We start from the raw sequence: 21,707 nt of genomic DNA, 5'->3' as shown, positions 1-21,707 counted from the left end.
TTCAGCGCACCATCAACATACATCCTGGTGGTTGCGAACATACATGATGTAGGTTGATCTGAGTGGTGGGTCGACCGCATTGAAAGCGTAACCAGGAGTGTTTGATTGACGATTCGGGTGGCACAGTGGGCGACGGGCGCGGTCGGTCGCGCTGCACTACAGGAACTGATTGAGAACCCGCACTTTCAACTGGTGGGAGTGCTCGTCTACGATCCCGCCAAAGACGGACTCGACGCCGGGGCGCTGTGCGGATTGCCGCCGACGACGGGCGTGCCCGCCACCACCGACAAAGAAGCAATCCTGAGCTCGGGCGCCCAAGTCGTCGTCCACGCAGCGAGCAAGGCGCACACAGTCGAGACGAACGCCGAGGACATCTGCCGTCTGCTCGCAGCCGGTATCGACGTGATCAGTACGACGTCATACAACCACCTACCCACCTACGGCGCCGCCACTGCAACGGCCTTCGAAGACGCGTGCCGAACCGGGAACTCGCACTTTCATGCCGCCGGTGAGAATCCGGGCTTCATGTTCGAGCGACTCGTGACCACCGTGACTGGTCTGAGCAAGTCGATAGACCGCATCGACCTCTACGAGGCCACCGATGTCTCCGGGGTCGACAGCCGACCGATGCTGATCGATCTGATGGGGATGGGCCGCCCTCCCGCCGACGTCACCGTCGACTCGCCGATCATCAAGAAGCTCGACATGGCCTACCGCCAGGCCCTCAATGCGACTGCCGACGTTCTCGGTGTCGAGCTGACCCACGTCGACGTGTCGGTCGACTGCACGACTCTGCCGCACCCCATCGAGGTGAAGGCCGGCGTGATCGAGGCAGGCACCGTGGTCGGTCAGCGATTCTCCTGGGTCGGCCACTGGTCGGATCGACCGCTACTCGCGATCCACGAGGAATGGGTGCTCACACGAGATCTGCCCCAGTGGGGACTTCGGCCGCTGACGCCGGGTGAGAAAGCGCCGCTGATACGCGCTGTGATCAAGGGCGTACCCAGCTTCGAATTGAATCTGGACGTCGGCTGGGAGGGCGAACCACCCAGCGGCCAGCACGCCATGCCGGGTCATCTGATGATCGCGATGAGCGCGGTGCGTGCGATCCCTTACGTCCGCGCGCAGCCGCCGGGCGTGGTCTCCGCTCCGGTGTTCGGCGCGCTGCAGCTAGCAGCTGATGCCAACAGCGCGTGAGATGTTGTCGCTGGGCGCCGCGTGGAAGACATGGCCGGATCCATCGGGTAGCACCCGCCGCGCGATCAGGTAGTCGCTACCCAGCCATCCCTGACGGATGAAGCGGCCGAAGCGCAGCATCGTCCCCGGGGCTCCGCTCGCCGCAGGAATCAATTTGACCTGTTCGATGCCGTCCTTGACGCCCGCGCCGGTCAGTGGCCGCGCCGCCGACAGCCCACGCACGATGACTGTGGCGGCGTCATGAGCAAGCCCTGGCATCGAATGTCCGGGCCGCCGCCCGTACCGCGCTTCGAAGCGGTCGAGAAACGCCTGCCCCACCGAGTTCCGTTCGTCGTAGCTGTCGAGCCCGACCCATCCGGCGAGCTGCCGCATCCACTCGGCATTGACGTGTGCCAGCTCGAAGGCCGTGGTCGTGTAGCGCGGCGGGTCCCAGCCGGCGTCGAGCAGCGCATCGGTGAATCCCCACAGGCCGTGGCCGAAGCCGACGTGCACCACCGCGTCTGGTTGCGCCGCACGCAGCGCTTTCACCGCGGTTGCCTTCTCGGCCTCCACTTGAGGAATGGCGACGGTAGTCGCGACCGTCAAACCAGCAGCCGTGTAGGCCTTCTCGGCAAACGACAGATACTCCTTGCCGATCAACGAAGCCTCGTAGGCAATCGCGATGCGAGACCTGCCGTCGCCCAGCATGACGGCAGCCAGCATCACGGGTTCCTCGGCCATCGACCCGTTGTTCAGCGCGAAACACCATTCGCCGAGCGCACCTTCCGACCCTGAAAGGGTGATGATCGGCACCCGTGCAGTTGATTCGACATGGGGGCTGAGCGGCACGACATTGTCGGATACCCAAGGCCCGAAGATGGCCAAGCAGCCCTCCCCCACCAGCTCGTCGAACGCCTCCTCCACTGCGGCATACGTGCCGTTGGGCAACCCTACGACGTTGCGCTTGACGAGCTGCACCGGTCGATCGATCAGCCCGGCCGCGAGCGCCTCGTCAAGGACCAGGCTGATCGCGGCGATGGTGTCGTTGTCGGTGTCGCCCATCGTCGGATAGTCGTTGAGCAAACCGACTTTCAACGGAGCCACCGAACCGTACGCGCGAACCTCGTCGTCAGCCATGTCCGCAACATACAGCATGAAGGTTGCTATGATGTCCCGCATGGCCAAGCGGGGTGGCGCCGACCACGAGCGGCGGGAACGCGGCGACCAGACCCGCCGCGACCTCGTGGATGCAGGTCGCGCCCTGTTCGTTGCCCAGGGATTCTTCAACACCAGCATCGGCGATCTGGTCACCAAATCCGGAGTGGGCACCCGCGGAGCGTTCTATCACCATTTCAAGGACAAATCCGAGTTGTTCCGTGCGGTATTCGAAGAAGTCGAGAACGACCTCACCCTGAGATCTCTGGCCTCGCCACCGCAGGGCGAGGACCCGTGGGAACGGCTGAGTCGCGGCTTGCACAGTTTCCTCGATGCAGCCCTCGAACCAGAGGTACAACGCATCATGCTGCTCGACGGCCCCGTGGTTCTCGGATGGCAGGCCGTGCGCCTCATCCAGCAGGGCAACAGCATCGCGCTGATCGAGGAGCAGGTCGGCGAAGCCATCTCCGAGGGTGTCATCGAGGAGCAACCGGTCAACGAACTGACGCATATGCTCGTAGCCGCATTGGAGGAGGGCGCGCTGCTGGTGGCTCACGCGCCCGACCCCGGCGAGGCTCAGCGCCGAGCCGCCCGAATACTGGATCACCTGCTACTGAGCTTTGCGCCTGACAAGCGAAAGTCGCTGCGCCGCTGATGTCTTCCACAGAGCACAAGAGCTTCCGCACCCCCTACGGAAATTATTGTTTTCACTTTTTGCATATAGTCCCTCTATAGTCTTGATAGCTTTGCCTCAATCCGGCGCAAGGAGCCCCATGGCGCAGACCGACCAGCCAATTCGACCCTCAGACGATCCCGCGCTCCGAGTCGCCGTTGTCGGCGCTTCGGCCGGCCTCGGCCGCTGCATCGGAATGGGATTGGCCGCGAAGGGCGCCCGCGTGGCCTTCATGGCCCGCCGGAAGGACAGGCTCGAGAACGCGGCCAAGGAAGCGGGAAACGACGCGGCCGCCGTCGCGTGCGACGTCACCGATGAGGCGAGTTGCCAACGAGCCTTCGCGGAGGTGACCGACACGTTCGGCGGCTTGGACGCGCTCGTGTACACCACGGGGATGGGGGTCCTGGCGCCGTTGGCCGAAGTGACCGCCGAGCAGTGGGCGCAGCTGTTCGCCACGAATGTGACCGGCGCATCGCTGGTGACCGCTGCCGCTGCACCGCACCTGGCGGCGAACGCCGGTTCCGCGGTGTATCTGTCCTCGCTGAGCGCGTCGTACTCCACACCATGGCCGATGCTGGGTGCCTACGCGGTCAGCAAGGCTGCGCTGGACAAGCTCGTCGAGGCGTGGCGGATCGAGCATCCCAACATCGGCTTCACGCGGCTGGCAGTCGGCGACAGCTTCGGCGGCAGCGGCGACTCACAGACAGAGTTCAACAAGACTTGGGATCCCGCCGCACTGGATACCGCGATCCGATTCTGGATGGACAACGGCTACATGCAGGGTGGCCTCGTCGACGCCGATCACTTGGCCGACGTGGTCCATTCCGTGCTCCGTTGCGGCAAAAGCAGTTTCATCCCCTACCTGACCTTGGCTCCCCGGCCGGCGGATGCGGTCAAGGAACTTCGACAGTGGTGAAGGACGTCAACCCGTGACACACGAATCTCGTATGCTCATCGACGGCAAGCTCGTCGAGTCCGAAACAGGGCGGCAGTTCGACAACATCAATCCCGCCACCGAAGAGGTCATGGGCGGCGCGGCCGACGGTACTCGGGCCGATATGGAACGGGCCGTCGCGGCGGCACGGCACGCCTTCGACCACACCGATTGGCCGCACGACGGCGAAGCCAGGGCCGCCGGGCTCCGGCAATTGCAGGCTGCGCTGGAGGCCGAGCGCGAAGAGCTGCGCAGCGAGCTCGTCGCAGAGGTGGGCTGTCCGGTGCTGAGCACCTACGGGCCCCAGCTCGACGTTCCCCTCAATGAGGCGTTGACGTGGCCGGCCGACATGATCAGCCAGTTCCAGTGGAAGCGGTCACTGCCCGACAAGGATGCGTTCGGCATGGGCACGCCCGCCGCCCGCGAGGTGTGGAAGGAACCGATCGGGGTCGTCGGGGTGATCGCGCCCTGGAATTTCCCGTTCGAGATCATCCTGAACAAGATCGGCCCCATCCTGGCGATGGGCAACACGTGCGTGCTCAAGCCGGCTCCGGACACACCGTGGAACGCGACGCGGCTCGCCCGCATCATCGCCGAACAGACCGACATTCCGCCAGGGGTGATCAACATCGTCACCTCGTCGGACCATCTGGTCGGCGAGGTGCTGTCCACCTCGCCGCTGGTCGACATGGTGGCATTCACCGGTTCGACGGCCACCGGCCGGCGGGTGATGCAGGCCGCCGCACAGACGATCAAACCGACCTTCCTGGAACTCGGCGGCAAGTCCGTGTATCTGGTGCTCGACGAGGAGGGCGACCTCAAGGCCTCCGTCGGCGGCAGTGCATTCATCTCGATGCACGCAGGTCAGGGCTGTGCCATGCCGACCCGCCTGCTGGTCCCCAATTCGCGGTACGACGAAGCCGTCGAGATCGTCAAGGTGGCCATGGAGAAGAACAAGTACGGCGATCCCACCGACCCGTCCGTGCTGCAGGGCCCCCAGATCTCGAAGCGCCAGCAGGAACGGGTGCTGGGCTACATCGAGAAGGGCAAGCAGGAGGGCGCTCGACTGGTGACCGGCGGCGGCGTACCGAAGCACCTCTCCAAGGGCTACTTCGTCGAACCGACCGTGTTCGCCGGCGTCGACAACAAGATGACCATCGCCCAGGAGGAGATCTTCGGTCCGGTGCTGTCGGTCATCGGTTTCGACGATGACGACGACGCCGTGCGCATCGCCAACGATTCCATCTACGGCCTCTCCGGTGTCGTCTTCGCCAGCGACCTGAATCGGGCGAAGTCCGTTGCCGGTCGCATTCGTACCGGCACGCTCGGCATCAATGGTGGCCTCTGGTACGGCGCCGACGCGCCGTTCGGCGGCTACAAGCAGTCGGGCATCGGCCGCCAGTGCGGCATCGAAGGCTTGGAGATCTTCACCGAGACCAAAACCGTCGGCTGGCCGGCCTGACCGCCGGAGGCCGGCGACGAAGGAGAAACATGAAATCCAGGGCAGCGGTCCTGCGCGGGGTGGGAGTGGACTGGGAGGTCACCGACATCGAGCTCGATCCCCCGCGGGCGGGCGAGGTGCTGGTGCGGATGGCGTACGCGGGGATCTGCCATTCCGACGAGCACTTTTACACCGGTGACAGCGTACCGAGCGCCGACATGGAGGAGATGATGCGCGCGGCCGGTGTGCCGGTCCCCGAATGGTTTCCCATGCTCGGCGGACATGAGGGTTCCGGCATCGTCGAGAGCGTTGGTCCGGAAGTCCACACTCTCCAACCCGGCGATCACGTCGCCGTCTCCTTTTTTCCGGCCTGCGGCACCTGCCGGTGGTGCGCCACCGGACACACCTACCTGTGCGACGTCGGTGCTGACATCTACAGCAAGGACATGACGACCGACCACACCCGCCGTCGCCACGTCTCGGGGCCGAACGGCGTCGAGGACCTGATGGCGATGATGCAGGTCGGCACATTCTCGGAGTACGTCGTCGCCTCGGAGCGGTCGCTGGTCAAGATCCACGATTGGATTCCGCTGGAGGCCGCATCGCTGGTGTCCTGCGGAGTCACCACCGGATTCGGCTCGGGCTCTCAGGCGGCCGGGACCGAACCCGGTGACACCGTGGTGGTTGTCGGCGTCGGCGGCATCGGGATGAATGCCGTCCAGGGCGCAAAGGTTGCCGGCGCCAAGCACATCGTCGCCGTCGACCCGAATGACTTCAAACGCGACATCGCCCCGAAATTCGGCGCCACGCACACTGCGACCGACGCCGGCGCCGCACTCGAACTGGTGAAGGAGCTGACCTGGGGAGTGATGGCCGACCGAGTGGTGTTGACGCCCGGAGTCGTGCCGCCCGACCTCGTGATGGTTGCGATGATGTTGCTGCGCAAGGGCGGCACCTGCGTGTTGACCGGGATGGCCAAAGTGAGCGACTTGATGGTGCCGATCAGCCTGCCCGACATGGTCAGCTCCTGTAAGACCCTCAAGGGGGTGCTCTACGGTGGTATGAACCCCCGCGAGGCCATGCCGAAGCTGCTGTCGATGTACGAGGCCGGCACCATCAAGCTCGACGAGCTGATCACCCGCACGTACAAGCTCGACGACATCAACGAGGCCATGCGTGACCTACGCGCCGGCAACAACATCCGCGGCGTGATCGCATTCGAATGACCGCCGGTTCGGGCAGCCGTCTCATGCCAGCGCGGCCAACGCCTTACGGTCCTCGTCGGCAAAGGTGTCCTCGAGCTGCAGCGGCGAGTAGTCGAGGTCGATCTCGGCGAGCGGACGCCCGCGCGCGCTGCTGATCGTGCCGAATCGGCGCATCCCCTTGTCGGCGGCGTACTGCTGCATGTCTTCCTTCTCGAGGCGGAAGGGGACCTCGTCGTAGAGGTCATAGGCGTCGTCGGTGTTCTTCAGCGCCAACGGGATCAGCTCGTTCATCCGGTTCTCGAACACGGTCCAGTTGGCGTCGTCCGCAGCCACGTGGCGCCGGCAGGTGAAGGTCCCCCACGCCATGTGCCGCCGCTCATCGTCGCCGATGCGGCGAACGAGTTCCTGCATTCCGGGAAGGATGTTGTTGTCCACGCAGATCCGGTGCCACGCATAGTATCCGGTCAACGCCATCATGCCTTCGATGACGTGGTTGTAGGTCACCGAAGCACGCACCTGTGCCGCCGGCGACGGATCGCTGACCAAAGCGTCGAGCGATTCCGGCAGCTCCTCGTAGAAAATTGTCCGGTAGGTGGGCAGATCGTCGAGAAACCTCTGCAGGTCCTCGGTCACGCCTACCGCATCGAGCCACATCCGGAACACCTGGGTGTGTTTTGCCTCCTCGAACGCGAACTGCGTCAGGTACATCTCATCGCCCAGCCGACCTTCGGCACGCATCGCGGCCATGAACGGCTGGATGTCCTGAGTGACGGCTTCCTCCCCGGCGATGAACTGCGCGCACAGCCGGGTCGCCCACTCGCGTTCGAGGTCCGTCAATGCCTCCCAGTCAGCCCGGTCGCGGGAGAAGTCGATGTCGGCCGGGTTCCAGAACTTCGCATTGCCACCGGCGAACAGCTTGAGCGGCATGCTGTCCCAGTTGAGTCCGCCCGCGGCCAACGAGTCAGAACGTGTCCTGTTCATGTTTTTCTCCTTCAATCGTTGTGATGGCCGGAAGCGACGCACAGACGCAACCGAACGCCGCCGAGAGGACCGCGACATAGCGACGCACCACCAAAGCCGGCTGTTCAGAGGACAAATCGTCGAGTCCGAGAACGGGGTCCATCCCCCGCACGTAGGGCGCCAGTGCCAGATGTGGCAGCAACATCAGCAGCAGCGACAGCAGCGCGTCGACGTCTGCGTCACCGCGCAGATCGCCGCGGGACCGGGCGTCGTCGACGAGCGGGCGCAACACCTCGAGATAGTGCCGGTGCACGACGGCGCGGACGCTGACCCGGGCATCGGTGTCGACCTCAAAACTGGCCGCCGCGTGCAGTGCCCGGTCACGCGGATGCTCGGCGAAATAGGCCACCCACACGTCGAGCAGGTCGGTGAGGAAGTCGAAGAACGGCCGGGTCGGGTCAAGCTCGCGAATCCGGGCCTCCATATAAAACCGCACCCGTTGGCTGCCGACATCGGTGATGTAGGCGTAGAGATCCCGCTTGTCGGCGAAGTACTGAAACAGGCTGCCTTTGGCCACTCCGGCCCGCCGGGCGATCACGTTGAGGCTCCCCGCGGAGAAGCCGTGGGCGGCGAACTCGGCCTCGGCGGCCGCGACCACCGCCGCGCGGCGCTCGCCTCCGAGCCGGGACCAGGTCACCGTCGGCATTGCGCCTCCCAGATAGATATGACCAGTGGTCATACTACTGTGACGCGCACCACAGTCAAGGGGGCTACTCGAGGGGCTTGAGGTCCTGCAGCAGGGTGGGCAGCAGTTCGCTGACCGTTGGATGGATGTGCATGGTCCGTGAGATCGCGGTGTAGGGCAGGCCGGCGGTCATCACGTCGAGCACCGTATGGATGACCTCGTCTCCGCCCACGCCGAGGATCGCCGCGCCCAGGATCTGCTCGGTCTCCGCGTCGACGACGACCTTCATGAAACCCTGGGTCTCGCCCTTCTCCACCGCCCGGCCCACGCGCGTCATCGGCCGCGTGGCCACCATCGCGGGCCGACCCGACCGGCGCACCTCGTCGACACTCATGCCCGCGCGGCCCAGCGGCGGATCGATGTATAGCGCATAGGTGGTGATGCGGTCACTGACCCGGCGCGCATCGGCGTCGAGCAGGTTGGCCGCGACGATCTCGAAGTCGTTGTACGACGTGTGGGTGAACGCCCCGCGGCCGTTGCAGTCCCCCATCGCCCAGATGTGCTCGACGCTGGTGCGCAGTTCGTCGTCGACGACGATGTAGCCACGGCTGTCGGTATCGACGCCGGCCGCCTCCAGGCCGAGGTCGTCGGTGTTGGGGCGCCGGCCCACCGCCACCAACAGGTGGGTACCGGTGACCGGGTCGGCGTTGCGGCTCGGCGACAGGGTGAAACCGTTGTCCTGTTTGGTGATCCGGATGGCGTCGGCGCCGACGACGATGTGGATCCCCTCCGCTTTCAGGATGTCGCGGATCGCCGCGGAGATGTCCGGGTCCTCCCGGGAGGCCAGCCGGGCCCCCTTCTCGACGACGGTGACCTCGGCGCCGAACCGGCGGTACATCTGGGCGAATTCCAGCGCGATGTAGCTGCCCCCGACGATGACCAGATGTTCAGGCACCACGTCGAGGTCGAGGATGCTGACGTTGGTCAGGTAGTCGACGTCGTCGAGCCCGGGCAGGTCCGGAGCGACCGCGCGCCCGCCGACGTTGAGGAAGATGCGGTCGGCAGAGATCGTCTCGTCGCCGACCCGCAGGGTGTGCGGGTCGGTGAACCGGGCGTGGCCGCGGATCAGCGTCGCGCCGTCCATCTCCTCGAGCCACGACTCGACCCCGAGGCGGTCGCCTCCGCTGATCCGGTCCTTGCGGGCCTTCACCGCGGCCATGTCGACGGCCACGGGCCCGGCCTCGACACCGAATTCGGCGCCGCGGCGCGCGAGGTGGGCGGCGTGCGCACTGGCGATCAACGTCTTGGTCGGGATGCAGCCGGAGTTCACGCAGGTGCCGCCGACGAGTTTGCGCTCGATGACCGCGACGGTCTGGCCGGCCGCGGTCAACCGCCCGGCCAGTGGCGGCCCGGCCTGTCCGGCGCCGACGACGATGGCATCGAAATGCTGCGCCATGGCTAGACGAAACTCACCAGGAAGGCGACGAGGAGACCGCCGCCGACGGCGAGGACGTCCTCGGCGACCGCGCCCGGCCGGTCCCTGCCGTCCCTGCGCGCGGCCAGTCTGCGGCGCAGCTCGGCGCCGGCCAGGGTGCCCAGCACCGCGCCGACCATGCCGGCGCCGGTGCCGATGAAGGTGTGGAAGAACGCGCTGCCGATCACCGCACCGGAGAAGCCGCCGGTGACCAGTCGGGCGACGAACTGCGCGGGCACGCGACGGCTCGGGGTGTTGGGCAACTGGTCGGTGACCAGTTCGGCCAGAGCGAAGATGGTCAACACCGTGACGGTGATGGGATGGGCCATCCACTCCGACCACTTGTCGCCGATGTCGATCCAGCCGAACAGGGCCCCCCACGCCACCACCGCCGGCGCGGTCATCGCCCGCGCGCCGGCGACCACACCGATGAGTAGAGCCAGAATCAGAACGAGTACCTGGGTCAAGAGGACCTCCGGGCCGTAGATGATGCCCCGGACGCTAACACGGTTCCCGGCGCCGCGAGCGGCGGTCGATCTAGAACCGACAGAACCGGATGTCGGTGGCCAGGATGGCCTTGGCCCCGATCGCGGCCAACTCGTCCATGATCGAGTTCACCTCGCGGCGGGGCACCAGTGCCCGCACCGCCACCCACCTGTCGTCGGCCAGCGGCGCTATCGTCGGAGACTCGAGCCCGGGCGTCACTTCGATCGCCTTGTCGAGAACCGTACGGGGACAGTCGTAGTCCAACATCAGGTATTTCTGACCGAACACCACCCCCTGCACCCGCGCGGCCAGCTGGTCGCGGGCAGCGGCATTGTTCTGCGCGCCATCCTGTTCGATGAGCACCGCCTCGGAATCACACAGCGGCTCCCCGAAGGCCACCAGGCTGTGCAGGCCCAGCGTACGTCCCGAGCCGACGACGTCGGCTATCGCGTCAGCGACACCGAGCTGCACCGAAATCTCCACGGCACCATCGAGTCTGATCACCGTCGCGTCGATTCCTTTGGCGGCGAGGTCTTTCCGCACAAGGTTCGGAAAGGCCGTGGCGATGCGCTTGCCGGCGAGATCGGTGACAGTCCACTCCCGTCCGGACGGGGCGGCGTAGCGGAACGTCGAGGATCCGAAGCCCAACGCCAGCCGCTCCCGTACCGGAGCGTCGGACTCCCGGGCCAAGTCCCGACCGGTGATCCCGAAATCCAGCTGGCCGGAACCGACGTAGATGGCGATGTCTTTGGGACGTAGGAAGAAGAACTCGACCCCGTTGGCCGGGTCGACGACGGTCAGATCTTTGGAGTCGGTGCGGCGACGGTAGCCGGCCTCGGCCAGGATGTCCGACGCGGGCTCACTGAGCGTGCCCTTGTTGGGGACGGCGACGCGCAGCATGTCACAGCTTCCCGTAGACATCGTCGAGGGACAGCCCACGCGCCAGCATCAGCACTTGCGTCCAGTACAGCAGCTGGCTGATCTCCTCGGCGAGTGCCGCATCGCTCTCGTGTTCGGCGGCCAGCCACACCTCGCCGGCCTCCTCCAGGATCTTCTTGCCGATGCCGTGCACGCCCCCGTCCAGCGCGGCGACGGTGCCGCTTCCGGCGGGGCGGGTGCGCGCGCGCTCGCTGAGTTCGGCGAACAGCGCATCGAAGGTCTTCACAGGTGGCGATTGTTTCACAGAGCCACTGCGACGCCGTCAGCCGCGGGTTTCCTCGCGCAGGATCTCACCGTGCATGTCCTCCAGCGACACGCCTTTGGTCTCTCGGACCCAGCGCCAGACGAACAGCCCGGACAGCACGGCGCACAGGCCGTAGAAGCCGTAGGCCAGGCCGAGGTGCTCACGCAGGCCGGGGAAGGTGACAGTGATCAGCCAGTTGGCCGCCCATTGCCCAGCGGCGGCGAGGCCGAGTGCCGCGGCGCGGATGCGGTTGGGGAACATCTCGCCCAGCAGCACCCACACCACCGGTCCCCACGACATCCCGAACGCGACGACGAACAGGTTGGCCGCGATCAGCGCGATCACGCCGGACGCCCCGGGCAGGCTGGGGTTTCCGTCCGGTCCGATGGTGGCGTTGGCGAAGATGACCGCCATCGTGATCAGGGTCACCGCCATTCCGCTCGACCCGATCAGCAGCAGCGGCTTGCGGCCGATCTTGTCGATCAGCGCAATCGCGATCAGGGTGGTCAGCACGTTGATCACCGAGGTGATCACGGTGTAGACGGCCGACTCGTCGGCACTGAACCCGACGGCCTGCCACAGCACATTGGAGTAGTAGAAGATAACGTTGATGCCGACGAACTGCTGGAAGATCGACAGCCCCAGACCGACCCAGACGATGCCGTACACCCCGCCGGTGGGCTTGCGCAGATCCCGCCACGAGGGCTTGTCCTCGCGTTCGAGGGTCTCCCGGATGCGGGTGATGGTGATCTCCAGGTTCTTCCGGCCGAGCAGCTTGGTCAGCACCCGCCGCGCCTCCGGGATCTTGTGGGAGGCAACGAGATAACGCGGCGACTCGGGGATGGTGTAGGCCAGCGCGCCGTACACCACTGCCGGCACCGCCATCGCCAGGAACATCCAGCGCCAGGCGTCGATGCCCAGCCACAGCGGCTGGTTGGCGCCGCCCGCGGCCCACTGCAGCACCCAGTTCACGGCGAAGGACGCGAAGATGCCCGACACGATAGCCAGCTGTTGCAGCGAGCCGAGTCGGCCGCGGATGCCCGGTGGTGACGTCTCGGCGATGTACGCCGGCGCGATCACCGAGGCCACCCCCACCCCGACTCCGCCGACGATGCGGAACAGCACGATGGCCCAGACGTCGGGGGCGAACCCGGTGCCGAAGGCGCTGATGAAGAACAGCACCGCGGCGATCTTCATGACCGCGATCCGCCCGATGCGGTCGGCGACGCGTCCCGCCGTCATCGCACCGACTGCGGCACCGAGCAGCGCCGACGCCACGGCGAACCCGAGCTCGGCGTTGCCGATGCCGAAGTCCTCCTGGATGGAGTCGACGGCGCCGTTGATCACCGCGCTGTCGTAGCCGAACAGCAGGCCGCCGAGCGCAGCGACCGATGCGATGCGCACCGCGGTTTTGCCCGACGAGAAGTCCTGATCCTCGTCGAAGATCTCCGGCGATTCCCCGACGGGACCACCTTGACCGGCCATCTGCTGCCTCCGCCCCGTCGCGTGATATGAGTCACATTCAAGCACTCAGGCCCTGCGGTCGGGAGGGTTCCCGCAAGTGCGGGTGATCAAGCCGCTATCCGGTGAACTGCTGCGCCGAGGCGATGTCGAGGTGGATCTGGCGCAGCGCGGCGGTGTCCAGACCCGCCAGGGACTCGGCATGACGGCGGCGCGGCCCGCCGGGTACGGGAAGTTCGTTGGGCACCACCAGCACCGCGCATCCGGCGGCTTCGGCGGCGGCGGCGCCGGTGACCGAGTCCTCGATCGCCAAGCACTGCGCGGGTTCCACCCCGAGCAGATCGGCGGCCCGCAGGTACGGATCGGGCGCAGGTTTGCCGCTGGGCACCTCGTCGCCGCAGACGGTGACCGAGAAGTGGTGACGGCCAATCGAGTCGAGCGCCCGCTCGGTCAGCTCGCGTTGTGTGTTGGTGACCAGGGCCATCGCCATGCGCTCGGCAGCCATCGCGGCGAGCATCTCCTGCGCACCGGGACACCAGGGCAGTCCGCGCGCGAACAGCTGCCCGGTGTAGTCGTGCAGCCGGCGGTTCGTCTCGGCCATGGCAACCGGATCGCGCTCGAGTCCGAGATCGGTGTAGACCGCGTGGATGGTCTCCTCGGCCGAGGACCCGACCAGCGACATGCGCCGCTGCCGCGTCAGGACCCCGCCCAGGGACTCGTAGAGCGCCTGAAGCGAGATGTCCCACAGTTTTTCGGAGTCGACCAGGGTGCCGTCCATATCGAACAGGACGGCCCGCAGCCCGTCGTGCACGCTCAGTCCTCCGGGTTGTAGCCGAGGTTGGGCGCCAGCCAGCGCTCGGCTTCCTGCAGAGTCCAGCCCTTGCGTCGCGCGTAGTCGGCGACCTGATCCTGGGCCAGCCGGCCGACCACGAAGTACTGGGACTGCGGGTGCGAGAAGTACCATCCGCTGACCGCGGCGCCGGGCCACATCGCCATCGACTCGGTCAGCTCGATTCCGGTGCGCTCCGTGACGTCGAGCAGGTCGAAGAGCGTCGTCTTCTCGGTGTGCTCCGGGCAGGCCGGATACCCGGGGGCCGGTCGGATGCCCCGGTACTTCTCCTCGATGAGCTCGGAGTTGTCGAGCTGCTCGCCGGGTTGGTAGGCCCAGAACTCGGTGCGCACCCGCTGATGCATCCGCTCGGCGAACGCCTCGGCCAGCCGGTCGGCCAGGGACTCCAGCAGGATCGCGCTGTAGTCGTCGTGCTCGGCCTTGAACTCCATGATCTTGTCCTGACTGCCCAGGCCCGCGGTCACGGCGAATGCGCCGACGTAGTCGGCCAGACCTGTGTCCTTGGGCGCGACGAAGTCGCCGAGTGACCGGTTCGGCACGCCCTCGCGGTGTTCGCCCTGCTGGCGCAGGTTGTGCAGGGTGGTCAGCACCTGGGTGCGGGTGTCGTCGGTGTAGACCTCGACGTCATCGCCGACCGCGTTGGCGCAGAAGAAGCCGATCACGCCGTTGGCGGTCAGCCACTTCTCCTTGATCAGGGTGTCGAGCATCTCCTGGGCGTCGTCGTAGAGCTTGCGGGCGGCCTCCCCCGACGCGGGGTTGTTGAGGATGTCGGGGAATCGGCCCTTCATCTCCCATGCGTTGAAGAACGGCTGCCAGTCGATGTACTCGCGAAGTTCGGCGAGGTCGTAGTCCAGGAATTCACGGACTCCCACCCCCTGGGCGGGCACCGGCGGTGTGTAGCCGTCCCAGTCGATCGGCGTCCGGTTCGCGCGGGCCTTCTCCAGCGTCAGCATCGGCCGCTCGTTCTTCTGGGCGTGGCGTTCGCGCAGGGAGGCATAGTCCTTCTCGGTGGCCTTCAGCAGCGCCGGGCGCTGACGATCGTCGAGCAGCGCGGCCGCCACCGGTACCGAGCGCGACGCGTCCTTGACCCAGACCACCGGGCCGCTGCGGCGTGGCGAGATCTTCACGGCCGTGTGGGCGCGCGACGTGGTCGCACCCCCGATCAGCAGTGGAATCTCCAGTCCCGCGCGTTCCATCTCGACGGCGAAGTTGGACATCTCGTCCAGCGACGGGGTGATCAGCCCGGACAGCCCGATGATGTCGGCGTCGTGTTCTTTGGCCGCGTCCAGGATCTTCTGCGCGGGCACCATCACCCCGAGGTCGATCACCTCGAAGTTGTTGCACTGCAACACCACGCCGACGATGTTCTTGCCGATGTCGTGGACGTCGCCTTTCACCGTGGCCATCACGATGGTGCCGTTGGTGTCCTTCGATCCCGACGTGCCGGCCTCGGCCTTCTCTGCCTCGATGAACGGCAGCAGGTAGGCAACGGCCTTCTTCATCACCCGCGCGGACTTCACGACCTGGGGCAGGAACATCTTGCCCGAGCCGAACAGGTCGCCGACGACGTTCATGCCGTCCATCAACGGACCCTCGATCACCTCGATCGGCCGCCCCCCGGCCTCGTCGATCTCGGCGCGCAGCTCCTCGGTGTCGTCATCGACGTGGGCGTCGATGCCCTTGACCAGGGCATGGGTGATCCGCTCGCGGACCGGCAGGCTGCGCCACTCGGCCGCCGCGGGGTCCTCGGATTTCTCGGTCTTGTTGAACCGCTCGGCGATCTCCAGCAGGCGTTCGGCCGCGTCCTCGCGACGGTTGAGCACGACGTCCTCGATCCGGTCCCGCAGCTCGGAGTCGATCGAGTCGTAGGGCACCAGCGCGCCCGCGTTGACGATGCCCATGTCCAGCCCGGCCTTGATGGCGTGGAACAGGAACACCGCGTGGATCGCCTCACGCACCGGGTTGTTGCCGCGGAACGAGAACGACACGTTGGAGATGCCGCCGGAGATGTGCACCCCCGGCAGATTCTCCTTGATCCAGGCGCAGGCCTCGATGAAATCGATCCCGTAGCTCGCGTGTTCCTCGATGCCGGTGGCCAGCGCGAAGCAGTTCGGGTCGAAGATGATGTCCTCGGCGGGGAAACCGACCTGCTCGGTCAGGATGCGATACGCGCGCCCGCAGATCTCTTTGCGCCGTTCCAGGTTGTCCGCCTGGCCCTGCTCGTCGAAGGCCATCACGACCACGGCGGCACCGTACTTGCGGCACAGCCGCGCCTCGCGGACGAACTTCTCCTCGCCCTCTTTCAGCGAGATCGAGTTGACGATCGGCTTGCCCTGCACGTTCTTCAGGCCGGCCTCGATGACCTCCCACTTGGAGGAGTCGATCATCACCGGCACGCGGCTGATGTCCGGCTCGGCCGCGATCAGCCGGGTGAACCGGTCCATCGCGGCGACGCCGTCGATCATGCCTTCGTCCATGTTGATGTCGATGACCTGAGCACCGACCTCCACCTGCTGCAGGGCCACCGACAAGGCGGTGTCGTAGTCCTCGGCCTTGATCAGGTTGCGGAACCGGGCCGAGCCGGTGATGTTGGTGCGCTCACCGATGTTGACGAACAGCGAGTCGGCGGTGATGTTGAGCGGCTCGAGACCGGACAGCCGGGTCGCCACCGGGACCTCGGGCACCTCGCGCGGCGGCTTGCCCTCCACGACCTTGGCGATCTCGGTGATGTGCGCCGGCGTCGTTCCGCAGCAGCCGCCCACCAGGTTGACCAGGCCGGCTTCGGCGAAGTCGGCGATGTAGGAGGCCTGACGCTGCGGGGACTCGTCGTACTCGGCGAACGCGTTGGGCAGTCCGGCGTTGGGATAGCAGGACACGAAGGTGTCGGCGATGCGCGACATCTCGGCGATGTAGGGCCGCATCTCCGGCGCACCCAGAGCGCAGTTGAGGCCGACCGCCAGCGGTTTGGCGTGCCGGATCGAGTTCCAGAAAGCTTCGGTGACCTGGCCGGACAGCGTCCGCCCTGACGCATCGGTGATGGTGCCGGAAATGATCACCGGCCAGCGCCGTTCGCGTTCCTCGAACAGCGTCTCGATGGCGAACACCGCGGCCTTGGCGTTCAGCGTGTCGAAGATCGTCTCGACCAGGATGATGTCGGCGCCGCCGTCGACCAGACCGTTGGCCGCCTCGAGATACGCGGCGACGAGCTGGTCGTAGGAGACGTTGCGGGCGCCGGGATCGTTGACGTCCGGGGAGATCGACGCGGTCCGCGTCGTCGGCCCGAGCGTGCCGGCGACGTAGCGGGGTTTGTCCTCGGTGCTGTACTCGTCGCAGGCCGCCCGTGCCAGCGCGGCGCCGGCGTAGTTCAGCTCGTAGCTGAACTCCTCCATGCCGTAGTCCGACAGCGACACCGCGTTCGCGTTGAACGTGTTGGTTTCCAGGATGTCGGCGCCCGCTTCGAGGTACTCGCGGTGGATGCCCTCGATGATCTGCGGCTGCGTCAGATTGAGCAGGTCGTTGTTGCCCTGAAGGTCGCTCGGCCAGTCGGCGAACCGCTCGCCGCGGTAACCGGCCTCGTCCGGCCGGTCCCGCTGGATGGCCGTGCCCATCGCGCCGTCGATCACCACGATCCGCCGGCGCAGCTCGGCCGTCAGCTCATCGGTGCAGTCAGGGCGGATGTCTGGCTTCAAGGCATTCATGTGCGCTCCTTCCATAACGGAAGGCGTCCTTGTCTCTGCCGAGCGTGGCGGACCCCCGGATCCGTTGCAACGCCTCTCGACGGGGAAAGTCTACGTCGAGCGCTCGATCGACGTCCGGACGCCCAACCGGCCGCGGCGAACGGTCTGGAGGCAAGGGTAGTCGTACGCGCGAACCCGGCCGCGGGTCGATGCCCATCGCGGGACCCTCGCAGGGCTTACGCTGGCCTGGTGACACCCTCGGATTTCCGTGGTCCGAAGCGATCCGACCTGCCCGATCTGCACGACACCATCGTCGTGGCGGCTTTCGAGGGCTGGAACGACGCCGGTGATGCCGCCAGCGACGCGCTCGAGCACCTGGACGCCACCTGGCAGGCCGAGACGATCGTGGAGATCGACGACGAGTCCTACTACGACTACCAGGTCAATCGTCCGGTCATCCGTCAGGTCGACGGCGTCACCCGCGAGTTGGTGTGGCCATCCATGCGGGTCGCGCACTGCCGCCCACCGGGCTCGGACCGCGACATCGTGCTGATGCACGGGGTGGAACCCAACATGCGCTGGCGCACGTTCTGCGCGGAGTTGCTGGCCATCGCCGACAAGCTCAACGTGCGCACCGTGGTCATCCTGGGCGCGCTGCTGGCCGATACCCCGCACACCCGGCCGGTGCCGGTGTCGGGGTCGGCGTATTCCGCCGACTCGGCCAAGACCTTCGGTCTAGAGGAGACCCGCTACGAGGGGCCCACCGGCATCGCCGGGGTGTTCCAGGACGCGTGTGTGCAGGCCGGCATCCCGGCGGTGACGTTCTGGGCGGCGGTTCCGCACTACGTGTCGCAGCCGCCGAATCCGAAGGCCACCGTGGCACTGCTGCGCCGCGTCGAGGACGTTCTCGACGTCGAGGTACCGCTGGGTGACCTTCCCGCCCAGGCCGAGGAGTGGGAGCAGGCGATCAGCGAGATGACCGCCGAGGACGACGAGATCGCCGAGTACGTGCAGTCCTTGGAGGAACGCGGCGACGCGGAGATCGACGTCAACGAGGCGCTGGGCAAGATCGACGGGGACGCGCTGGCGGCGGAGTTCGAGCGCTACCTGAGAAGACGGGGCCGGTAGCCCGCGATCAGGCCGAAGCCGGCGATAGGGCTACCAGCGACGACTCGGCGCGCGATTTTCGTAACGGGGTGGCGAATTTCGGGCTCCGTGACGCCGTGTGGTTACGCAAGTTCGGCGGGCGATGGCCCGCCGTCAGCGGAACCTCTCGAGATAGTCCTCCCAGTCCCAGGTCGACAGAAAGTTCCGCGCGGCGCTCCGACCGCTCTGATAGAGGCTGCGTTTGCCCTGCTCGGACAGGTCGAAGTCCAGCACGCCGACCTCGCTGGTGTCGATGCGCACGGTGCGGGCGCTGACCCACGGCTGGTTCAGGTGCGCCTGATCCCGGCCGACCAGGACGGTGGTCACCACCTGTTCGAGCAGGGTGGGTCCGAGCACGTGCAGCGGGTGCAGCGCCGGGATCACCGCGGCGTTGCCGGCCGGCAGGTCGGGCAGCAGCGTGACGCCGAAGGTCGGCCGGCGGGGACGCACCCCGTCGGTGCGGTCCAGTGAGTCGATCGGGAAATTGGACAGCAGCCCGCCGTCCACCAGCCGGGAGGTACGGCCGTCGGCGCTGGTCAATTCTTCGGGACGGTAGAAGAACGGGATCGCGGTGGAGGCCCGTACCGCGTCGGCGACCGATTGGGTGTCCGGATCGAGCCCGTAGACCCGTCGGTAGTCCCAGGGCAGCCGGACCAGTTGTCCCAGCGTCACATCGGCGACGGTGACCACCAGCCGGTACCGCCGTTCGGGCGGCACCACGGGGTCGTCGAGGGCCAGGTCACCGAACGTGGTGACCCCGAACGCGGCGAGTTGGTCGGCGACCCATTCCCGCAGCGCGTCGCCGCGGTAGATGCCTCCGCCGGACAGCACGCCCCAGGCCGGCCCGAGCACCGGCACCCGCTCCACCGGGCCGGGGTCGAGGAACTGCCGGTAGTCCAGTCCCATGGCCAGTTCGGTGAGTTGGTCGGCCGACAGATTGCCACTGCGGGCCGCCGCCGCCAGCACGGCGCCGACGAGGGCTCCCGCGGAGGTCCCGGAGATGCGCTGCGGAACGTAGCCGGCTTCGACGAGCGCTGCGGCCGCACCGACCAGCGCGATGCCCTTGACACCGCCACCGGACAGCACCAGGTCGGCGTGCAGGTCACCGGCCATGTGAGAGCTCTACCCCCAGCAGCGCGTCGATCGCGGTGGCCACCGTCGGCCCTGCATCGGGGTCGTGCCCACCGTAGGACAGTGCGTCGGTAGCCCAACCATCCAGCGCGGCAAGCGCTTTGGGGGTGTCGAGGTCGTCGGCCAGGTAACGGCGGACGCGGGCCACCACATCACCGGCGTCCGGTGCGCCGGCCAGCGCGGTGGCGCTGCGCCAGCGGTGCAGCCGCTGATGGGCCTCGTCGAGCACCTGCGTGCTCCAGAACCGGTCCTCCCGGTAGTGCCCCGCGAGCAGCCCCAGCCGCACGGCGGCCGGGTCGACGCCCTCGCGGCGCAGCGCGGAGACCAGCACCAGGTTTCCGCGGCTCTTCGACATCTTGTGACCGTCCCAGCCGATCATCCCGGCGTGCACGTAGTGCCGGGCGAAACGTCGCTCGCCGGTGACACATTCGGCGTGGGCAGCGGAGAACTCGTGGTGCGGGAAGACCAGGTCGCTGCCCCCGCCCTGGATGTCCAGCCCGGTGCCGATGCGGCTGAGCGCGATCGCGGCGCACTCGACGTGCCAGCCGGGGCGCCCCGCTCCGAACGGCGACGCCCAACTGGGCTCGCCGGGTCGCGCGGCCCGCCACAGCAGCGCGTCCAGCGGGTCGGTCTTGCCGGCGCGCTCGGGGTCGCCGCCGCGTTCGCCGAACAGCGCCATCATGGTGTCGCGGTCATAGCCGGACTCGTATCCGAACTGCACGGTGGCGTCGGCACGGAAGTAGACGTCGGGGTACTGCGGGTCGTCGACGACGTAGGCCGCCCCCGCCGCCAGCAACTTCTCGACGACTTCGATCACCTCGGCGATGGCCTCGGTGGCCGCGACGTAGTCGTGCGGCGGCACCACCCGCATGGCGGCCATGTCCTCCCGGAACAGGTCGATCTCGCGGTCGGCGAGCGCACGCCAGTCGACCCCGTCGCGCTGCGCTCTTTCGAACAGCGGGTCGTCGACGTCGGTGATGTTCTGCACGTAGTGCACCCGGTGCCCGGCGTCCAGCCAGAGCCGATGTACCAGGTCGAAGGTCAGATAGGTGGCGGCGTGACCGAGGTGGGTCGCGTCGTAGGGCGTGATCCCGCAGACGTACATGGTGGCGGTGGCGCCCGGGGCGACGGGCCGGACCTGCCGATCGGCGCTGTCGTAGAGCCGCAGCTGCGGACCGTGCCCAGGCAGCTCCGGAACGCTCGGCGCCGACCACGATTGCATGCCCCCGACTCTAGACATCGGAGAATGAGACACCGCGCACGGCTGTTTCATTCCCGGGGTGGAACGCGGTCAGCGGTTGCGGTAGGCCGACCAGATCGCCTCGAGCAGCACCGGCGCCAGCTCCGGCCGGCACATGAGCAGATCCGGCAGGTACGGGTCCCGGCGGTTGTACACCAACGGTGACCCGTCGATGCGCGAGGCGTGCATCCCGGCGGCCCACAGCACGCCCGCCGGTGCGGCCGAGTCCCACTCCCACTGTCCGCCGGCGTGGATGTAGGCATCCACGTCCCCGCGCACCACGGCCATCGCCTTGGCCCCCGCCGACCCGATGCGCACCAGCTGGATGTCGAGATGGTCGCGCAGATACCACAGCACAGCCGGTGGCCTGCTGGCACTGGCGGTGATGCGGATCGGTCCGTCTGCGCGCGGCGGCGGTCCGGCCACCGTGTCGGTGCGGTAGACCTCGCCGCGCGCCGGCAGCGCCACCGCCGCGTCGGTGATCGCGCCGCCGTGCGGCCCGCGTTGCCAGAGCGCGATGTGTACCGCCCAGTCGGCCCGCCCGGGCATCGAGTACTCATAGGTGCCGTCGACGGGATCGACGATCCAGACGCGGTCGGCGTCGACGCGCGACAAATCGTCGGCGGCCTCCTCGGAGAGCACGGCGTCGTCGGGCCGGTCGCGGCGCAACCGGTCCAGAATCAGCGTGTTGGCGCGCCGGTCGCCGGCGTCGCCGAGGTCGTAGGGATCCCAGTAGCCGATCTGCTCGCGCATCGCCAGCAGCAGCTCACCGGCCTCGGCGGCCACCTCGGCAGCCAGCTCGGCATCGGTGCGGGTCACCGGGAAAGTAG

Annotated in this window: 19 protein-coding genes; 6 read left to right on the top strand and 13 right to left on the bottom strand. The window is 67.2% G+C overall.

Annotated features, from left to right (window positions below):
• The first annotated feature begins 117 nt into the window (after positions 1-117).
• A complete protein-coding gene (locus tag G6N31_RS04725; RefSeq protein WP_098003476.1) occupies positions 118-1,197 on the top strand; it encodes a dihydrodipicolinate synthase in 1,080 nt (359 codons plus the stop codon).
• On the opposite strand, the gene G6N31_RS04720 is transcribed toward G6N31_RS04725, so the two are convergent.
• Entirely contained in the window at positions 1,171-2,313 is a 1,143-nt protein-coding gene (locus G6N31_RS04720) for an ABC transporter substrate-binding protein (RefSeq protein WP_098003520.1), read from the bottom strand. The genes G6N31_RS04725 and G6N31_RS04720 overlap by 27 nt on opposite strands.
• A 40-nt stretch (positions 2,314-2,353) precedes the next feature.
• Here G6N31_RS04720 and G6N31_RS04715 point away from each other — a divergent pair, with 40 nt between their 5' ends.
• The 4 genes from G6N31_RS04715 (at position 2,354) to G6N31_RS04700 (ending at position 6,605) form a co-directional block, all read left to right on the top strand.
• Positions 2,354-2,986: a TetR/AcrR family transcriptional regulator gene (locus tag G6N31_RS04715; protein ID WP_098003521.1), complete on the top strand. Its 633-nt coding sequence runs from the start codon at positions 2,354-2,356 to the stop codon at positions 2,984-2,986.
• 118 nt (positions 2,987-3,104) lie between these two features.
• Entirely contained in the window at positions 3,105-3,920 is an 816-nt protein-coding gene (locus G6N31_RS04710; protein ID WP_098003477.1) for an SDR family oxidoreductase, read from the top strand.
• 31 nt (positions 3,921-3,951) lie between these two features.
• Positions 3,952-5,400, top strand: coding sequence for an aldehyde dehydrogenase family protein (locus tag G6N31_RS04705; RefSeq protein WP_098003478.1), 1,449 nt, complete (start codon positions 3,952-3,954; stop codon positions 5,398-5,400).
• A 29-nt stretch (positions 5,401-5,429) separates the two neighbouring features.
• Positions 5,430-6,605 (top strand): NDMA-dependent alcohol dehydrogenase, encoded by a 1,176-nt coding sequence (locus tag G6N31_RS04700; protein ID WP_098003479.1) that lies wholly within the window; start codon positions 5,430-5,432, stop codon positions 6,603-6,605.
• Between the two features lie 21 nt (positions 6,606-6,626).
• On the opposite strand, the gene G6N31_RS04695 is transcribed toward G6N31_RS04700, so the two are convergent.
• From G6N31_RS04695 to metH, 9 genes are all read right to left on the bottom strand, one after another.
• Positions 6,627-7,565 (bottom strand): R2-like ligand-binding oxidase, encoded by a 939-nt coding sequence (locus G6N31_RS04695; RefSeq protein ID WP_098003480.1) that lies wholly within the window; start codon positions 7,563-7,565, stop codon positions 6,627-6,629.
• On the bottom strand, positions 7,546-8,250 hold the full coding sequence (locus tag G6N31_RS04690; protein ID WP_234815289.1) for a TetR/AcrR family transcriptional regulator: 705 nt from the start codon (positions 8,248-8,250) through the stop codon (positions 7,546-7,548). Before G6N31_RS04690 ends, G6N31_RS04695 begins: the two co-directional genes overlap by 20 nt.
• 64 nt (positions 8,251-8,314) lie before the next feature.
• Positions 8,315-9,685: an FAD-containing oxidoreductase gene (locus G6N31_RS04685; RefSeq protein WP_098003481.1), complete on the bottom strand. Its 1,371-nt coding sequence runs from the start codon at positions 9,683-9,685 to the stop codon at positions 8,315-8,317.
• A 2-nt stretch (positions 9,686-9,687) separates the two neighbouring features.
• Positions 9,688-10,170, bottom strand: coding sequence for a DUF4126 family protein (locus tag G6N31_RS04680; RefSeq protein ID WP_098003482.1), 483 nt, complete (start codon positions 10,168-10,170; stop codon positions 9,688-9,690).
• Positions 10,171-10,240: 70 nt separating this feature from the next.
• Positions 10,241-11,089 carry an ATP phosphoribosyltransferase gene (hisG, locus tag G6N31_RS04675; RefSeq protein WP_098003483.1) on the bottom strand — a complete coding sequence of 283 codons (849 nt, stop codon included), beginning with the start codon at positions 11,087-11,089 and terminating at the stop codon, positions 10,241-10,243.
• A gap of 1 nt (position 11,090) precedes the next feature.
• A complete protein-coding gene (locus G6N31_RS04670; RefSeq protein ID WP_098003484.1) occupies positions 11,091-11,372 on the bottom strand; it encodes a phosphoribosyl-ATP diphosphatase in 282 nt (93 codons plus the stop codon).
• A gap of 18 nt (positions 11,373-11,390) precedes the next feature.
• Entirely contained in the window at positions 11,391-12,857 is a 1,467-nt protein-coding gene (locus G6N31_RS04665) for a sugar porter family MFS transporter (RefSeq protein ID WP_098003485.1), read from the bottom strand.
• Positions 12,858-12,951: 94 nt separating this feature from the next.
• Positions 12,952-13,632 (bottom strand): HAD family hydrolase, encoded by a 681-nt coding sequence (locus tag G6N31_RS04660; protein WP_098003522.1) that lies wholly within the window; start codon positions 13,630-13,632, stop codon positions 12,952-12,954.
• A 14-nt stretch (positions 13,633-13,646) separates the two neighbouring features.
• Positions 13,647-17,381, bottom strand: a complete 3,735-nt coding sequence (gene metH, locus G6N31_RS04655; protein WP_098003486.1) for a methionine synthase — start codon at positions 17,379-17,381, stop codon at positions 13,647-13,649.
• 228 nt (positions 17,382-17,609) lie between these two features.
• Here metH and G6N31_RS04650 point away from each other — a divergent pair, with 228 nt between their 5' ends.
• Complete coding sequence (locus G6N31_RS04650) at positions 17,610-18,488, top strand: PAC2 family protein (protein WP_098003487.1); 879 nt, start codon at positions 17,610-17,612, stop codon at positions 18,486-18,488.
• A 132-nt stretch (positions 18,489-18,620) separates the two neighbouring features.
• Here the strand turns inward: G6N31_RS04650 and G6N31_RS04645 are convergent, their stop codons facing one another.
• From G6N31_RS04645 to G6N31_RS04635, 3 genes are all read right to left on the bottom strand, one after another.
• Positions 18,621-19,619 (bottom strand): patatin-like phospholipase family protein, encoded by a 999-nt coding sequence (locus G6N31_RS04645; RefSeq protein WP_098003488.1) that lies wholly within the window; start codon positions 19,617-19,619, stop codon positions 18,621-18,623.
• Positions 19,609-20,859, bottom strand: coding sequence for a cysteine--1-D-myo-inosityl 2-amino-2-deoxy-alpha-D-glucopyranoside ligase (gene mshC, locus G6N31_RS04640; RefSeq protein ID WP_098003489.1), 1,251 nt, complete (start codon positions 20,857-20,859; stop codon positions 19,609-19,611). Before mshC ends, G6N31_RS04645 begins: the two co-directional genes overlap by 11 nt.
• 69 nt (positions 20,860-20,928) lie before the next feature.
• Positions 20,929-21,696, bottom strand: a complete 768-nt coding sequence (locus G6N31_RS04635; RefSeq protein WP_234815290.1) for a 3'(2'),5'-bisphosphate nucleotidase CysQ — start codon at positions 21,694-21,696, stop codon at positions 20,929-20,931.
• Positions 21,697-21,707 lie beyond the last annotated feature (11 nt).

The organism is Mycolicibacterium duvalii, assembly GCF_010726645.1.
GTDB lineage: Bacteria > Actinomycetota > Actinomycetes > Mycobacteriales > Mycobacteriaceae > Mycobacterium > Mycobacterium duvalii.
The sequence above is the reverse complement of the archived record's forward strand: the minus strand, read 5'-3'. Positions and strand labels throughout refer to the sequence as shown.

Coding starts and splice junctions, on each gene's coding strand:
- G6N31_RS04720 (WP_098003520.1), bottom strand. CDS start 2,313: ATGGCTGACGACGAGGTTCGCGCGTACGGTTCGGTGGCTCCGTTGAAA.
- G6N31_RS04715 (WP_098003521.1), top strand. CDS start 2,354: ATGGCCAAGCGGGGTGGCGCCGACCACGAGCGGCGGGAACGCGGCGAC.
- G6N31_RS04710 (WP_098003477.1), top strand. CDS start 3,105: ATGGCGCAGACCGACCAGCCAATTCGACCCTCAGACGATCCCGCGCTC.
- G6N31_RS04705 (WP_098003478.1), top strand. CDS start 3,952: ATGCTCATCGACGGCAAGCTCGTCGAGTCCGAAACAGGGCGGCAGTTC.
- G6N31_RS04700 (WP_098003479.1), top strand. CDS start 5,430: ATGAAATCCAGGGCAGCGGTCCTGCGCGGGGTGGGAGTGGACTGGGAG.
- G6N31_RS04695 (WP_098003480.1), bottom strand. CDS start 7,565: ATGAACAGGACACGTTCTGACTCGTTGGCCGCGGGCGGACTCAACTGG.
- G6N31_RS04690 (WP_234815289.1), bottom strand. CDS start 8,250: ATGCCGACGGTGACCTGGTCCCGGCTCGGAGGCGAGCGCCGCGCGGCG.
- G6N31_RS04685 (WP_098003481.1), bottom strand. CDS start 9,685: ATGGCGCAGCATTTCGATGCCATCGTCGTCGGCGCCGGACAGGCCGGG.
- hisG (WP_098003483.1), bottom strand. CDS start 11,089: ATGCTGCGCGTCGCCGTCCCCAACAAGGGCACGCTCAGTGAGCCCGCG.
- G6N31_RS04665 (WP_098003485.1), bottom strand. CDS start 12,857: ATGGCCGGTCAAGGTGGTCCCGTCGGGGAATCGCCGGAGATCTTCGAC.
- metH (WP_098003486.1), bottom strand. CDS start 17,381: ATGAATGCCTTGAAGCCAGACATCCGCCCTGACTGCACCGATGAGCTG.
- G6N31_RS04645 (WP_098003488.1), bottom strand. CDS start 19,619: ATGGCCGGTGACCTGCACGCCGACCTGGTGCTGTCCGGTGGCGGTGTC.
- mshC (WP_098003489.1), bottom strand. CDS start 20,859: ATGCAATCGTGGTCGGCGCCGAGCGTTCCGGAGCTGCCTGGGCACGGT.